Origin of the sequence: Aliisedimentitalea sp. MJ-SS2, from assembly GCF_032586155.1 — a bacterium.
Lineage (GTDB): Bacteria > Pseudomonadota > Alphaproteobacteria > Rhodobacterales > Rhodobacteraceae > JAWHTC01.
This window is the reverse complement of the sequence record NZ_JAWHTC010000007.1, coordinates 124,341-140,550: the sequence shown is the minus strand read 5'-3', so window position 1 is coordinate 140,550 and position 16,210 is coordinate 124,341. Positions and strand designations below refer to the sequence as shown.

Annotated in this window: 11 protein-coding genes and 1 pseudogene; 3 read left to right on the top strand and 9 right to left on the bottom strand. The window is 57.2% G+C overall.

Annotated features, from left to right (window positions below; translation table 11 throughout):
* Positions 1–166: 166 nt before the first annotated feature.
* Positions 167–613, top strand: a pseudogene (locus RXV86_RS21455) (IS3 family transposase); the annotation flags it as partial.
* 406 nt (positions 614–1,019) lie between these two features.
* On the top strand, positions 1,020–2,513 hold the full coding sequence (locus tag RXV86_RS21450) for a tryptophan halogenase family protein (protein ID WP_316302596.1): 1,494 nt from the start codon (positions 1,020–1,022) through the stop codon (positions 2,511–2,513).
* Positions 2,514–2,649: 136 nt separating this feature from the next.
* On the opposite strand, the gene RXV86_RS21445 is transcribed toward RXV86_RS21450, so the two are convergent.
* From RXV86_RS21445 to RXV86_RS21410, 8 genes are all read right to left on the bottom strand, one after another.
* Positions 2,650–3,876: a hypothetical protein gene (locus RXV86_RS21445; protein WP_316302595.1), complete on the bottom strand. Its 1,227-nt coding sequence runs from the start codon at positions 3,874–3,876 to the stop codon at positions 2,650–2,652.
* A gap of 903 nt (positions 3,877–4,779) precedes the next feature.
* Positions 4,780–6,150, bottom strand: a complete 1,371-nt coding sequence (locus tag RXV86_RS21440; protein WP_316302594.1) for an aminotransferase — start codon at positions 6,148–6,150, stop codon at positions 4,780–4,782.
* Between the two features lie 14 nt (positions 6,151–6,164).
* Complete coding sequence (locus tag RXV86_RS21435; RefSeq protein WP_316302593.1) at positions 6,165–7,742, bottom strand: trimethylamine methyltransferase family protein; 1,578 nt, start codon at positions 7,740–7,742, stop codon at positions 6,165–6,167.
* 8 nt (positions 7,743–7,750) lie between these two features.
* The gene (locus tag RXV86_RS21430; RefSeq protein ID WP_316302592.1) at positions 7,751–9,817 is read right to left on the bottom strand and encodes an FAD-dependent oxidoreductase; all 2,067 of its coding nucleotides are present in this window, start codon (positions 9,815–9,817) and stop codon (positions 7,751–7,753) included.
* Positions 9,818–9,889: 72 nt separating this feature from the next.
* The gene (locus RXV86_RS21425) at positions 9,890–10,948 is read right to left on the bottom strand and encodes an extracellular solute-binding protein (RefSeq protein WP_316302591.1); all 1,059 of its coding nucleotides are present in this window, start codon (positions 10,946–10,948) and stop codon (positions 9,890–9,892) included.
* A gap of 15 nt (positions 10,949–10,963) precedes the next feature.
* Positions 10,964–12,070, bottom strand: a complete 1,107-nt coding sequence (locus RXV86_RS21420) for an ABC transporter ATP-binding protein (RefSeq protein ID WP_316302589.1) — start codon at positions 12,068–12,070, stop codon at positions 10,964–10,966.
* A 9-nt stretch (positions 12,071–12,079) separates the two neighbouring features.
* Entirely contained in the window at positions 12,080–12,865 is a 786-nt protein-coding gene (locus RXV86_RS21415) for an ABC transporter permease (protein WP_316302588.1), read from the bottom strand.
* The gene (locus RXV86_RS21410; RefSeq protein ID WP_316302587.1) at positions 12,862–13,722 is read right to left on the bottom strand and encodes an ABC transporter permease; all 861 of its coding nucleotides are present in this window, start codon (positions 13,720–13,722) and stop codon (positions 12,862–12,864) included. The genes RXV86_RS21415 and RXV86_RS21410 overlap by 4 nt, the downstream gene beginning before the upstream one ends.
* A gap of 158 nt (positions 13,723–13,880) precedes the next feature.
* Here RXV86_RS21410 and RXV86_RS21405 point away from each other — a divergent pair, with 158 nt between their 5' ends.
* Positions 13,881–14,522, top strand: coding sequence for a TetR family transcriptional regulator (locus tag RXV86_RS21405; protein ID WP_316302586.1), 642 nt, complete (start codon positions 13,881–13,883; stop codon positions 14,520–14,522).
* A 475-nt stretch (positions 14,523–14,997) separates the two neighbouring features.
* Here RXV86_RS21405 and RXV86_RS21400 read toward each other — a convergent pair whose 3' ends face one another.
* Positions 14,998–16,185, bottom strand: a complete 1,188-nt coding sequence (locus RXV86_RS21400; protein ID WP_316302585.1) for a fused MFS/spermidine synthase — start codon at positions 16,183–16,185, stop codon at positions 14,998–15,000.
* Positions 16,186–16,210 lie beyond the last annotated feature (25 nt).

Sequence of the window (16,210 nt, the reverse complement as noted above, 5' to 3'; positions counted from 1 at the left end):
AAGCCATCATAACCATGGATCAGAGGCCAATCATGCACTAACAATCATCTTGGCCCAGTCAGATGAGGCTGCTCAGTGATCGCGACATGTTTCCCCCCAACAAGATTGATTTGAAAGCAGCTGAACCTCGACAGAAGTGGCCAAAAAAAATGCCGCGGCGGGCCGGTATCTTTGCGTCGTCATTGATATGTTCTCGCGGCGTGTCGTTGGCTGGGCCGCCCAGCCTCGTCAGACATCGGAACTCGCTGTTCAAGTCTTGCTGATAGCCATCTGGCGTCGAAAGCCGGGACCAGGCTTGCTGATCCACTCTGACAAAGGGGCTCAGTTCACAAGCCGGGAATGGGCCGCGTTCCTGCGCGAACACAACCTCGAACACTCAATGAGCCGCAGGGGAAACTGCCATGAAAACGCAGTGGCAGAGAACTTCTTTCAGCTCCTGAAGCGCGAGAAGGTCAGGCGGCGCAAATATCTGACACGCGACCAAGCCAGAAGGGATATGTTTGAATACATCGAGCTGTTCTATATCCCAAAACGCAAGCACACGAACAACGACATGCTGTCGCCCGTTGACTGTGAAAACCGGCAGCGCAAACTGAACCAGGCAGGTGTCTAGGAAACTAGGGGCACCTCAAATCGCTGCAAACTGGCTTTCGTAGCTGCCTTGATTGTTGAGCACCATCCGCACCGCCCTCGCGCGTGTCTCAGGTGAATATCTGTTCGCTCTGTTGTCTCTTTCCATAGCTCCAATCCTTCCTCGATTTGGAGCCTCCGGAAAACCCGGGGTGGTTCACAAGCGCTTGGGCCAGGTGATCCAACGTGGAAATTCAAAACTCTCCAGGCGTCATTGGGTGCGAGAAGATTGTCGACAACCCGATTACCAAGGAACAAACCCGCGCCGATCGCAGCGCGCGAACATTTCGCGAGCGGAACCGTATGTTGTACATTTCTGGTGGTACCGTCTTGGTCTTAGTAGGATTGCCTTGGAGGCCGATGATTCATTTTGAATACGGAGTACCGCAATGAAGGAAATCAAGACGATCTGTGTGGTGGGTGGCGGCAGCGCCGGATCTCTCTCGGCATTGACGCTTAAACGCCTATTGCCTGGGCGCCGGGTTATCACCGTCAGTGCGCCCAACATCCCCGTGATTGGGGTGGGCGAAAGCACGACGGCCTATCTGCCGGTTTTCTTGCATCAGCAACTGGCGCTGGACCGGGCGCGGTTCCACAAGGAAGTGAAACCGGGGTGGAAACTCGGAATTCGGTTCGTCTGGGGTCCTCCCGAGATTTCGCATTTCAACTATCCTTTCTCTTTTGAACTTTCCGAACGCACCGGCAACCTGCGCAAACGCGCCGCCTATTACTATCGCGAACTTGGCGGGTCTGCGGGTATCTTCTCTTTGCTGATGGACCATGACAAATCTCCCATCGTGAAGGCTAAGGGCCGCTATCACAGCATTGACCTGCCGTATGGGTATCACATCGACAATCCCAGGTTCTTGAAATACCTCAAACAAATGGCCTCCGAAGCAGGCGTCGAGTCGATCGAGGGCACGATCCTGAACGCTCAGAAGGACACAGCGGGCAATGTCGCGACGCTGATGCTGGATGGCGACAGGCGTATCGAAGCCGACCTGTTCGTCGACTGCTCCGGGTTCCAGTCGCTGCTTCTGAACAAGGAGATGGGCGTCCCATTTGTCAGCTATTCGCCACCGCTCAGATGCGACGCGGCCATTGTCGGGGACATCCCGCGCACGGGCACGATCCGCCCCTATACCTCGGCCGAGACGATGGACCATGGCTGGTGTTGGAAGATTGAACTGCCGGATCGCGTGTCGGTCGGTTACGTCCATGCGTCCGATTTTTGTTCGCTTGATCAGGCACGGGACGAACTGAAACGCAAAAACCCTGACCTGACTGATGATTTACGAACAGTCCGCTTTCCAAGCGGGCGGTATCAGAATTTTTGGCACAAGAACGTTGTCGGCATCGGTAACGCCTCGGGATTCGTCGAGCCGCTGGAATCAACCGCTTTGCATGTTATCTGCGAGCAGCTGGTCATGGTCTGCGCCACGCTTCTGGATTCAGATTACCGGATTGAACCTGCCGCCGTTGCCGACGCCAACACCCGGTTCCGGAAAAGCTGGGACGCGATCCGAGACTTTCTGGCAGTGCACTACAAATTCAACACGCGCAGCAACAGCGCGTTCTGGCAGGTATGCCGGGCAGAAACGGAATTGGGCCAGGCGGAAGAAATCGTTCGGCTATATCACGAGCTTGGTCCGCATGTTGCCATGAAGCACGCGATCGTCACAGATACTTTGGTTCAGTTTGAAGGGTATCTAGCCCTGTTGATGGGCCAACAGGTGCCAACCAATTCGCACAGCCAGTTTGATGATCAGGACAAAAAGGACTGGCAGGATCTGCAGGACTATTATCAATCCACCGACGCTATGGCCATTTCTCTGCGCGAGGCATTGGGTGTTGTTGCGCAACCCGGGTGGAAATGGTCCTGAGGCATCGTGACAATCCCGTCATTGCGAAGCGAGTACACGGAAAAAGGGCCGATGCGCAAGCATCGGCCCAAAACCAGTTCCAATTCGATCAGACCGCTTTGCCTTCAGTCGATGGCGCGGCCTGAGGGCAAATACGTCAGTCTGATTTGTTCTGATCAATCTGACTGCGCAGTTCTGCAAGTTCGGCATTGATACGCGCCATCTCATCCTGCATGAGCGCAATCTGATCATCCTGTTGATCGATATAGATATGCGCATGCTCGAGCTCATTGAGCATACGCAACATGGTTTTGGTCATATCGACCGGCTGATCAGCGCCAATCGGGCCGACGGCAGGCAAATGGCCTTTGGTCCACATTTCGGCGGCGTGTTCCTTGATTGATGGCACGGTGTAAACGCTGGGATCGAACACCGCGTCACACGGGTCGGCCGCGGTGCAGGCGCCGCCACCACCGGTGGTGATCAGCGTACCAGTGATGGTGATATTGCCGCTACCGTCCATCAGGAACTCATTGGTGCCGCCATTATTGTTGATCCCGAGCCGACCGCTCGAGTCATGCGAGAAGATCCAGCGCTCGGCGGCCCCCAGGGCGGTGTTGTCGAGCCGCAGGAAGGCCGGGCCGTTGTTGCGCAGATGCAGCAGCGTCCGGCCGTTGACGGTTGCGTTGGTTTCCTCGACCAGGATTTGCGCTGTGCCGTCCGAGCGCTGCACGTTCAGGGACGCGTCGGGGGAACTGTCGCCGATCCCGACATTGCCATTGGGATCGATGCGAATCGAGTCTGTCGGCGCGCCTGGGCGGATGCGGAATGGCAGGGTGCTGCCATTGGTGGCGTCACGGATGAAGAAGTTGGTTTCGTTGCCGGCCACATCCCAAGTCTGAGGGTTCCAGCCAGAGGAACCGTTCTGCTCCAATCGAATAGAGGGCGTGTCGCCATCGGCAATGCTAAGTTCAAGCGCGGGAGTGCTGGTGCCAAGGCCGACGTCGCCCTGATCGTCGACATACAAAGCGTTGGTTGCGGCACCGGAGCGAATTGTGAACGGCGTTCGGCTATTGGTAGCATTGTCGATCGAAAACCTGTTGGCGCCACCATTGGAGGAGTCATTGATGGTTATCCGCCAGTCGCTGCTGGGGAAACTGGCAGAATTTGATGTATCGTCAAAGTGAATGCGCAGGTTGTTTTCCTTGAGCCGGACGGTGTCGAATCCGAAGGTCATGCCAGGGGCGCAATCGATCCCGACGCAAAGGCTGGGTTCGATAATGCCGCTATTTGTCGTAAGAACGGTCTGCGCCGTGGCCGTGCCGGCCATCAGGCCAAGTGTGGCGACAGTTGTTAGCAACTGCCGTGTGGATTGTTGCAACATGTTCTACCTCCCTCAAGGCTTGGCAAGTCTTTGTCCTGAGCGGTGCAGCAGCGTCGTTCGAAGCCGCCCGGAAACGATTTTCACCCTTTAGCCTACAGCATGTACCACAGATAAAGACGCGCGATTTTAGCACAGAACTCGGTATTACGCGAATCTGCCCTTACAGTTGATACGGCTCAGTGCAACGCCATAGGTCTGCTCTGGTGAAGCTGTGCAGCAGCGTACAGCGACATAGGGAACAACCGGTTTGGGCCGTTCTCGAAGACGGTTCCTGTAATGAACTCGACCTCCGGGTCCGTTAAGCGTCAATACGTTGGTTGTAACCATTCCCGATTTTGTGCGTTTCTGTTAGCGTAGGATACATGCGAAAACTTTTCGACTGGCTCCTTGTGATACTCGTAGTGGCCGCGATCTATTTTTTGTGGATGCAGTTCAGAGGTGCGAATTGGCAATTTCCGGAGGCTGCTGAGACCGGTTTAAGCTCTAAGGTCGGAGATTTCGGTTCGTCGCTCTGCCGAGCTTGGGGAGGTTGTTAGGTCCTCGTCTGCGCTGCCGACATTCGCATCTCGGAAATGCTGCGAATTGATCAAGGTCCGGTTTGACGGGCCGCACCGCGGCATCCAAGGGCTTCGGTCAACGGCAGCTCCGGGCCGACCTTACTCCCGCGATTTCACTGCGGCTGCAAATTGCTGCAACTGCTCGCTCGGTAAAGTGGGCTCTAAACGGACGTTCGCTGCAGATAGCGCGAATGTCCGGTCAAAGGTGTGAGCGGCACGGTCACTTTCTGCAAGAGGCGCTGACGTCAGACACTGCACGCTTACTCAGGTCACCGCGTGCGAACTCAACCATTCGGCCCGCATGCGGAACCCCAAACGGCTTGCAGCCGCTTTCATCCGAGCGATCCTACCCCTTGCTAAGCGCGTCAGCGGCGGCCTGAATGCCTGCCGCGAGAATGTCGAACATCTGGTTGATTTGCACTTCGTTGATCACCAGTGGCGGCGAGAAAACGCACATGTTGATGATTGGCCGCAGGATGAGACCGTTGGCCTGACAATGGTCGTCGATCATGCCACCAAGGGCATAGTCACGCTCCAGCGAGTCCTCGTCACCGCTGAAACATTGCACACAACCCATTAAGCCCATACCACGCGCATCTGAAACGATCGGATGATCACCCAGCGCCTTCAGGCGGTCCTGGAACAGCGGTGTGACGGCGCGCACATGCTCGAGGATGCCTTCGCTTTCGAAAATCTCGATGTTCTTCAATGCGGCAGCTGCGCTGACAGGGTGGCCAGAATAGGTGTAGCCGTTCGAGAAAGTCGCGCCCCGAGACGCGTCCCCCGACACATCCGCGATCAGCCGGTCGGAAATGATTGCTGCCCCCATCGGCACGTAGCCCGACGTCATGCCCTTTGCGCAGGTAATGATGTCGGGGGTGATGCCGAACACATCTTCCGAGGCGAACCAGTGTCCAAGCCGACCAAACCCGGTAACGACCTCATCGGAAATATAGAGTACGTCGTGGCGGCGACAGATTTCCAAACAGCGCTTGTGATAACCCGGTGGCGGCACGATGACCCCGCCCGAGGCAAGAATGGGTTCGGCAATGAAAGCTGCAACCTTGTCGGCACCCAGCTTCAGGATCGCGTTCTCAAGATCCTGAACCTTCTCTTCAAGGAAGGCATCCATACTTGTGCCATCGGCGCGGTGCATCGGGTTCACATCAGGCAGGAAATGCGTCAGCCCGTCTACTTTATTAAGCCAGAGGCGATCCCGTTCTTTGCCGCTGACACTGGCGGCAAGATAGGTGCTGCCGTGATAGGCTTTGTGGCGCGAGATCACAATTTTCTTTTCGGCCTGACCTAAGAGGTTGTTGCGGAACTGGATGAAGCGCAGCGCACTGTCGACGGCTGTTGAGCCGCCGGTTGTGAAGAACACATGGTTCAGATCACCCGGCGTGCGTGCCGCGATTTCATGCGCCAGGCGGCTGCTGACCGAGTTGGTATTGTTGAAGGGCGAGAAGTAGGCCAGCTGGCGGGCCTGGTCGGCGATGGCCTCGGCCATGTCGTCCCGGCCATAGCCGATTTGAACACACCACATACCACCGGGGCCATCAATCAGACGTTCGCCGTTTTCATTGACAACATAAACACCCTCGCCCCCTTCAACGAAGGTGCGGTCGTTTTCGCCGATTGACCCCATACCTTCCCATGGGTGCACGAAGTTTTCGTTGTCCCAGCGCGTGACTGTTTCAAGATCATTAGGCTTCAACATGATTTGCCCTCTGCTTAGCTGGCTTTGGCGTGAACGGCGGGGCGCTGCATCTCTTCGGGTGTCATCAAGATGTCAAACTCCTCGCGAACCTTGGCATCGGCATCACCGAAGTAGTTGGGGAAGTGGCGGGTCAGGATGCCGTCCGATTTGATCTTGGCACGCTGAAAAAGGTCAGTCTTGCCGGCATTTTCCCAGGTGTCCGTGCGCTCGCGGTCCATAAGCTGCGGGTACACATACTCGGTGCTCATATAGGTAAGCGTATGAGGATTCCCCAGGAAGTGGCCCGGATCGATTGCGCATTGGTGGATCACGTCCACGCCCAGCGTTTCATCGGACACCTCAATGCCGCGAAGCGTACGCAGGATCATCCCGCCAGCTTCATCATCGATCACCATGCTTTCAAAGCTGCACCCCATGAGCGAGCCCATCATGCCACCAAACTCGCACAGCCGATTGGCACCTGCATGTGCCGCAAGCGTGAAGCTGAGCGCCTTTTCCAGACCATATTGCGCGTCTGGAAGTTTCGAGTCGGTCATCCCCGACCCCACCGAGGTCGGCAATCCATAGAACTGCCCCATCTGAACGGCCGCCGCACCGATGAGGGCCTGTTCGCCGCCCCCGCCGGTGAACGAGCCGGTGCGCAGATCGGTGATGAACGGCCAGGCAGCAAAGCACACCGGACAACCGGGGTTGATAAGGTTGACGATCGCCACGCAGGCAAGCGTTTCGGCGACGGTCTGTGCCAAGGTACCTGCAAGCGTTGACGGCGCGGTTGCACCCGATTGTGGTGGCACGGCAAGGTCCACGGTCAGGCCAAGCTTGGCGGTGTCGATCATCAACTCGAGGTTCTCGCGCCCAAAGCGCAGGGGCGACACAACCGGGCACCCGCCGAAGATGACAGAAGGTTTTTTCAAGAAGCTGCCCTCGCCCCCCGAGGCGAGGTCGAACATGCGGATTGCAGCGGGCAGATGGCTTCTGTCGCGGAAGGTCAGGCAGGTCGGTTTCTGACTGCCCGCCAGCATGGCGTAGACCGTGTTCATGTCATGCGCCAGGTCATCTTTCACATCCGTGGCAAGCACCGTGTCACCCAGCATGTGAATGTTTTCCAGCTCATCCACCAGCCGTGTGAAGTCATAGACATCGCGCAGAACCGAGGGGCGGTAAGACAACGTTTCGGAATCAAACGTCGTGACCGCCGTGCCAGAGTTGGCAAAATAAACGCTTTGCGCGGTGCAGTGCATGTCGTCTTTGCCCTCACGATCGCCGCGGGCATAGACATAGAATTCGCGTGCGGCACCGGCGAGCAGATCTTCCATCAACGCGCGCGGAAAGCACAGGCGGTTGTGTTCGTTCAGAACCGCACCCTTGGGCAGAACAAGGTCAAGCAGTTCGGGTGTATGGTCCGCCAGCCCGGTGCGCTCGAGCACTGTCAGCGCAGCGTTGTGAATCTGCTGCATGTCGGCATCTGTCAGCGGCTTGTACCGCCCACCGCTAAGACCCGCACGAACGGCTTCGTTGCCTGTGGTCTGCTGTTGCACGGCAAGCCGGGCTTCGCGCCCGCCACCCCTGCGGCGGCTTCGTGTTCTGGACATATCGGGCATCAGAGCACCTCATTTTTCAAATCTGTTATCTCGCGGCGGAACCAGTCTTGTTCCACGGCCTCGGCAGGGCGTTCAAAGTCGCGGGCGGCCTTGTGACCCGCAAACACCGCATCGGCGATCAGGGCCGGGCCAGACGCGTCACCGATAAGTTCGAGAGTCGTCAGCCCCTTGCCCTGCAACGCCTCAAACAAGGCGGTTTCGCGGGTACGCTCGGTGACAAGCACCGCAGACGTACAGGCAATGCTCTGCAACCTGTCCGAATAGCTGCACGCGATTTGCATGGCTTGACCGTCCAGCGATCTCAAAACCTGGTTACAGCGAATTTCGACACCCAGCTCGATCAGGCGCGCCTGAATGCGGCGCTGTTCAAGCGTGAGCGCCGCAAAACTGGACACCGTGCTTTCGGGGGTCACGAACACGACGTCATGGCCCGCAAGTGCCAGCTTCTCTGCAATCACTCCCGCGATATAGGCATGATCGTCATCATAGACGACAACCGGACCGTCGGGCGGCAGCGTACCATCCATAATGTCATCAGGGGTAAGCACGTTCACCGCGCCGCTGATTGTGGGCGGTTTGCGCAGGGTGTTTCGACCAACGCCATCGGCCCGCCAGCGGGCGCCAGTGGCGATAAAAGCATTCGGAATGCCAAGTTCGAGCACTTGTTCGGCATCAAGCCTGCTGTTGGCATAGATGTTCACATTGGCCCGCTGGGTAAGGTCGTTCAGGCGGTAGTCCTTGACGCGCGCCCACGCGCCAAGGCCGGGCAGCCGGCTTTCCCGCAATACACGCCCGCCCAGCACGTCCGCAGCTTCGGCCAGCGTTACCTCGTATCCGCGCCGCGCAAGCTGCATCGCACACTCAAGCCCCGCAGGCCCGCCCCCGACAACAAGTGCTTCTGTTTCGCGTTCCTTCGGGGCGATCTGTTCCGGGTGCCAGCCACGGCGCCATTCTTCGCCCATGGTCGGGTTTTGCGTGCAACGGATGGGGGCGCCAACGCTGTCGGCCATGACGCAGATATTGCAGCCGATACACTCGCGTATTTCGTCTATGCGGCCCTCTTCGATTTTTCTTGGCAGGAAGGGATCGGCAATCGACGGGCGCGCAGCACCGATGAAATCGACGATGCCCTTCGTGACCATCGACAGCATCATGTCAGGCGAGGTCAGCCGACCGACGCCCACGACCGGCTTGCTGGTCAGCGATTTGACAAAAGAGATGTAGTCGTTCTGATACCCGTCTTGTGGCTGGAACCGCGTGGTGGCGGAATCGTTGGCCCACTCGCACACGTTCACGTCCCAAAGGTCGGGCAGTTCGGCCAGCATTTCGACGATGGCGCGGCCCTCTTCCGCGGCCTGCATCCCGTCGCTACCAAGCATTTCGTCAACGGCAAACCGGAAGGCAACGCCGCAGGTGTCGCCGACCGCCTCGCGAGTGTCTTCCAGAAGTTCCCGTGTCAGTCTCACGCGGTTTTCAAGGCTTCCACCGTATTCGTCGCTGCGATGGTTCATATGAGGCAGCATGAAATGCTGCGCAACGGTCATGCTGTGGCCAGCATAAACATAGACGATGTCAAACCCCGCCTCGCGCGCGCGGATCGCGGCATTACGATGCCAACGCCGCAGTTCCCGGATGTCGGCCTTGTCCATGGCGCGCGCCTGTTTGGGAAACGGATGGTCAAGGGACATGTCCGACGGGGCAAGCACCGGGGCACGGCTTGTCAGGTTCTGAGCGTGATTGCCATTGTGGACAAGCTGTATCGCGGCCAGCGCGCCCTTGTCGTGCACGGCATCCGTCATAAGGCGCAGGGCGGGAATGTCGCGATCATCCCAAAGCCGGTTTTCAGCAAAAGGCGACAGGTCGGATGTCGGATGAATCTCGGTTTCCTGTGTTGAAACAACCGACCAGCCGCCCGCGGCTTTCATCCCCCGCATCGCTGCTTCGCCCTGCGGGCGCACATGCCCCATGCCGTTGCAATGCGGCACCTGAAAGAACCGGTTGCGCGCAGTAACCGGCCCGATCTGAACCGGTTCAAACAGCAAAGAATATGCATTCGCCTCAGTCATGAGAACGCCTTTTCCGTTTCAAGTTGGAAAGCCGAGAGGCCAATGGGTGGCCTCTCGAACAGGTTTGATGGATCAGAAGCCAGCTTTGATCCGCTCGAACTCTTTCAGCATCTTCGCTTCAAGCGCGGGTTCGACCGCGTCAAAGAACAGGCTGCCTTCAAAGAACGACTTGGGATCATCAAAGCCGTATTGCTTGATCAAGGCCTGATCGGCGATCTTGAACGCCTCGGCATTGGCGTGTGGATAACCCCAGCTGTCGATAATGTATTTGCCGCTGGCCGCTTCGGACAGCGCGTTGAGGTGATCATAAATTTGCTCGACCGGGGTGGTCGACGACTTCAGGTGCACATAACCACAGGCCCATGTGGCGATCCCCTTGTCGACATCCCGCATCATCTTGGCCGGAGTTTCGTTCCAGATCAGGTTCAGCTCGGACTGGTTCCAGGCCCAACCCAACTCCAGCTCTCCCGACGCCATGGCCTGATCCATCTGGCCGGCATCTGCCCAGTAGAAACGTACGTTCGGATGCACGGCGCGCAGGAAGTCGGACGCCGCTTTGAACTGCTCATCGCTCAGCTTGGTGTAATCGGCGCCGTTGCCTGTTGCCAGCGAGGCCATCGCATAGGCGCTCGAGGCGGCGTCCGGCAGCGAGACTTTGCCCTGGTAGGCAGGGTCGGCCATCAATTGAAGCGAGATCTTGTCGTCGGAGACTTTGTCGGTGCGGTAGATCAGACCGGTGTTGCCCCACTCAAACGGCATCATCCAGGCGGTGCCGTCGATCATCACGCCGTCGACCTCTTTGATCTCGGGCAGCATGGCGTCCCAGTTTTTCAGCTTGGACGTATCCAGCGGCACCAGAAGGTCCGCGGCAACCCATTTCCGCACCGCATCGGTGCAGGGGTGCGCCAGATCGGCAGTGAAACCCGATTGCAGCTTCGTGAAGGCTTCTTCCTGGCTGCCAAAGAACGTGTAGGACGGGGCCTCGTTATACTTGGCCATGTAATCGCCAAAAAAGCCCTGATCTTCGTAGCCTGACCAGTCGAACACTGTCAGGTCCGCGCCTCCGGCCCAGGCGGCGCTGCCGGCGAAAGTCGCCAACAGGGCCACCGCCCCGATTGATGTATGTTTCATAGTCTTCTCCCTTGGTTATTCCGTGTCAGTTTCATGGCCCAAGTCGATCACCGAGGCGGACTGGACCCCCAGCCAAACCTTGTCGCCGGGGCGGTGATCAACAGTGTGAAAGTAGTTTGGAACAGAGGCGGCAATTGGCCTGTCGATACGGTCGACCTTGACGTGATAGTGAACATTCTCCCCATAGAATGCGACATCCGACACCGTGCCCTGAACGGTCGCGTCATAGTCCTTTGGCTCGGACGCGGATATCTCGAGCTGCTCGGGACGAATGCCAACCGTGATATGCCGCCCGCTCTGTTCCACGTTGGGGTTTGCTTCGATTTCAAGCTGGCCAAGACCCGGTGTCGTGATCTGCATTGTACCGCGATCTTCGGCACTTACTTCGGCAGGCAGGAAATTCATCTCGCCGATGAAACTTGCCACCTCCTTGCTGCAGGGCTTGGCGTAGAGTGTTTGCGGGGCATCAACCTGAACAAGGCGGCCGTCGAACATGACGCCGATCCGGTCGGACATTGTCATGGCTTCGTACTGGTCATGAGTCACCATGACAAAGGTGATGCCGAGGCTTTGTTGCAGGTGTCGCATTTCAAATTGCATTTGCTCACGCAGCTTCTTGTCGAGCGCCGACAACGGCTCGTCCAACAAGAGCACCTTGGGTCGCATGACAAGCGCACGAGCGAGCGCAACACGTTGCCTTTGGCCACCAGACAATTCATTTGCGCCTCGGCTTTCCAAGCCCCCCAGTTCAACCATTTCCAGCGCCTCTTTGACGCGCGTGTCGATTTCGGCTTTGGAGATGCCACGGTTGCGCAACCCGTAAGCCACGTTGTTTCCCACGTTCAGATGCGGAAAAATCGCATAGCTTTGGAACACCATGTTGGTTGGGCGTTTGTTTGCGGGGATGCCATCCATATCCTGCCCGTCGATCAGCACAGTGCCCTTGGTCGGCTCCTGAAAACCGGCGATCATGCGCAGCGCGGTTGTCTTGCCGCAGCCCGAAGGGCCAAGCAGCGAGAAAAACTCGCCCTCGCGCAGATCAAGATTGATGTTCGACACCGCGGTGAACGCGCCAAAGCGTTTTTCGACACCCTGAAGCTGAATGATATGTTTTTCGGTCATGTCACAGCCTCACGGGTTTGATTTGATCGAACGTCTGCGGAAATACTCGGCGACGACCAGCAAAAGAACGGATGTCAAAAGCAGAAGCGACCCAAGCGCCAATGTGTTGGGCAGCTTGGCCGGGAAGCGGATCTGGCTCCAGATGTAAACAGGCAGCGTCGGCTGGTTGCCTGACAGAAAGAAGGCGAGCACGAACTCGTCAAAGCTGACGGTGAATGTCACCAGGAAACTGGAAATGATCCCCGGCGCGACGATTGGCAAAGTCACGCGGCGGAACGTTTCAACAATTCCTGACCCCAAATCGAGCGCGGCCTCTTCAAGCGAAACATCGAAATCGTCGAACGCCGATTTCATGATCGACACCGCGAAAGGAAGAGCCAGGAACGTGTGACCAAGAATGACCGCTGTCAGCGACGGTTTCAGGCCCAGCGAAATGAACAGGACCAGCATGGACGAGGCGACAATGATGCCGGGAATGACCAGTGGCAGCATCACCAGCCCTTCCGAAGCTTCCTTACCTCGAAACCTGTAGCGCACATAGGCACGGGCAGCGAAAAGTCCCATGCTTGTCGACACAATCGCGGCGACAAACCCCACAAGCAAACTGTTGAGCAGTGCTTGAATGAGCGTCTGCTGACCACCAAGCTGGCGATACCATTCCAGCGTCCAGCCCTTGATCGGGAAGGCCACGATGGTGCCGTCATTAAACGAAAACAGCGGCAAAAACAGCACGGGCAGATAGAGGAATGCCAGATAAAACAGCGCATAGAGCATGAGGCCAGAGGGACGTGTCATCGGATGCGTTTCCCCAAGCTGGTGGCAGAAATCACAGAGACTATGGCGACGAATCCAACCGAGAGCATCGCCAGCAGTGAAAGCGTTGCACCCAATGGCCAGTTGTTGGCAGCCCCAAATTGCACTTGAATGAGGTTGGCAATCATCTTGCCATCGGACCCACCGACAAGCGACGGCGTGACATAGTCCCCCACGGTCGGGATGAAGATGATCAGGCAGGCCGCAATGATCCCGGGAATGGTCAGCGGCAGCGTGACCCGCAGGAACTGTTCAAGCTTACCACTGCCCAGGTCATTTGCGGCTTCCAGCAGGCTCGGGTCGATCTTTTGGATCGAGACATAGATTGGCAGGATGGCAAACGGGGCCCATGCATGCGCAAGCGTCAGCACCACGGCGAATTCGTTGTAGAGCAAAAACGTCAGGGGTTCGTCTGTCAAACCAAGAGCCAGCAGCGCAGAATTCATCACCCCGTTGAAACCCAAGATCAGCTTCCAAGCAAAAACACGCAGCAGGTAGCTCGACCAGAACGGAATGGTGATGAGCAAAAGCCAGAGCGTTTTGCGCCGCGCCCTAAGGGCAATGAAGTATGCGATTGGATAGGCCAGCGCAACGGTAACGACGGTGACGGCTGCGGCGATCAGAATCGAGCGTACCATCAGATGACGCACCAGCGGATCGGTGAAGGCTTCGCGGTAGTTTGCCAGTGTCAGGGTCTTGTCGATCGAAACGTAGGTCTGTGTCCACATCGAATAGGCAACAAGAATAACGAGCGGCGCTGCCACCAGGAACCCGACATAGAGCGTAGCGGGCGCGCTCAGGGCCAGGCCCTTTGAAGTCTCACTTCGAAATACCGCCAATTGTCCCCCTTTTATGCGCCGGCGCGTCACAGGTTATTAATGGACGATCGTCCATTAAATATTGTTCAACGCCCCTACCTGTGTCAATCTGTCATTTCAAGCTCCGGTCTTTGACGAGAAAGACCACTGTAACGCTTTGATGTTTAGGGAAAACCACCATGTCCGGACTGGTAAAAACCTCCAAAAGAAACCCGGAAGCCAACCGATCAGCGCTGATTAGAGCAACTCTGGACTCCATTTACGAAGATGGATTCGCAGAAACTACGGTGAGTGGAATCATCAAGCGTGCGGGCCTGTCACGAGGCATGATTCACCTCCACTTCGGCGGAAAGTCCCAACTTCTCGTCGCTGCGGCCGAGGCCTTCAACATCGAGTACTACGCCGAAATCGACCGCCATTTGCTTGTCGCTGCAGATACTCCCGAAGCTACCGTGATGGCCGTTGTTTCCGCCGATCTCAGCGAGGCGCTGTTGAATGAGCGCTCGGCCAAACTGCTTCACGCATTCCGCGGCGCGGCGACAACGGACGCTGGAATCGCGCAATTCAGCGGCACACGGGATGAAAAACTGCGCACCATTGTACGCGGCGCATTTGAGGAAATTGCACAGGCCTACGAAGTTCGAGATTCATCAATTCTCGCGCGAGACGCGACCTTTGGGCTGCTGGCAATGCTGGAAGGCATGTGGGGCGATTACCTCTTGAACCCAACCGTATTCTCGCATGGCGACGCAAAACACATAGCATGCCGCTTTCTGAAGGGTCTCTTTCCAGATCATTTTGAAACGCAAAGGTGCAAATGAACTGTTTAGCCCGCTCGCTCTTCTCAACGACAAGACGAGTAATGCTCAGATAGCTGCCATTGGTGCATGAGCCATGAAAGCACCCCTCGTCCGTTACCGGGTCGTTGCCCACTTCGTCTCTGCCACAGAACGCATGGATAGCCGCTTTTCTCGCTGCACTACGGCTGCGATTCCTACCGCATTGCGGCGGAAAATCTGCTGCGAGTGCACGCAGCGCAAATTCGACATTTCCGCAAGCGGCTCGAAGTGGCCTATCCAAGTGTAACACGCAAAAGCCCATTTAGGGCGGGAAGCTGTCATTCGCTGCTCAGTTACCTAACAGCGGCGATGCAGGACGAGCGGAAAACCTGGAAAAAGCCAATGTGGGCTTACAACAAAGCCATAAATTGCATCGGGCTACTGACGTGTTAGCCCAACCGATAACGCCGGGGCTCAAGCCGCAACTTTTGTCCTCTGTCATGATCTGGCCCAGGGTTCAAAAACCCCTGAGAATTCCCAGAGGATTGGCATAGTCATCCGTCCACAACCGCCCGCCATCATCCTGGATTTCATACCAGTTGGCGTCGCGCGCGAGAATGGCTGCCGCGTCGGTTTCTGAGCGTGCCAATATGACAACGTTTGAGCCGGTTGCACCCTGGATGGCACCGCTTGCAAGCGTGTGATCGTTTTTCCAGATACGCAGGCCAAGCGCCCTTGCAGAACGCGCGAGCGGCCGCTCGATGTCGTAGTATCGATTGCTGATATGATAGACCAGAACACCGTTCCGGGAGAGCCTGTCCTTGTAGAGTTGCATCGCCTCCAGGGTGGTCAGATGCACCGGCACCGCATCAGAGCTGTAGGCGTCGATGACCAGAACATCAAATTCCTTGTCTGTCTGTTGCTGCAACACGATCCGTGCATCGCCGATATGGGTGGGTGCATCGGGCGCGCAGGACGAAATGAAGGTAAACAGCGACGAGTCCCGCGCAACCCGGTCAACCATCGGGTCGATTTCATACAGGTCCCATTTCTGATCGGGCTGCGCATAGCACACAAGCGCACCAGTCCCCAGCCCCACAATCCCGACCCGTGCGGTGTTTCCACCAATCCCTGATGTGACGGCCTGGGCCATGGGTGACTTGGAATAGTAGTACGTAAGCGGCTGCGGGCGATCGGAGCCGACTTGCGGCGCGACAAGCTGTGCCCCGTGCACGGTTGAGCCGTTCTTGTAAACCCGAACCACGCTGCCGTCGTCCTGCCGTGTATCGAGAACACGATGCGTGCCAAAGAAACTCCGGTCCTGGAAACGGGACCCTTCTTCGGTGGCCAGCAACAGGCCTGCGCATGATGCCGCGATCAGCGTGCTGGTCACAGCGATGCGGTTTGGCGCGAATTTGTAGGCCACAAAGATCATGAAGCAGACAAATCCAACGGCGTATTGGATACCAAGGGTCAGAAACGCGACGATGAAGCCAATGACGAGCACTATTTGCGGCACGATGGCACGCAGTGGATCGTGCCGCGTCCCCTTGGGCCTGAGATACATACCCACCAGAAGCGCCAGAAGAAGCACGATCGGCCCTTCGTAAGCCTTGTCAAACGCAACGGGCGCGACCAGCGAATTGAAAACGCCGCCAAGCGCACCACCGACCGACATGACCAGGTAAAAGGTCGTGAGATGCATCGCATCGGGCCGAGACAAATACAGT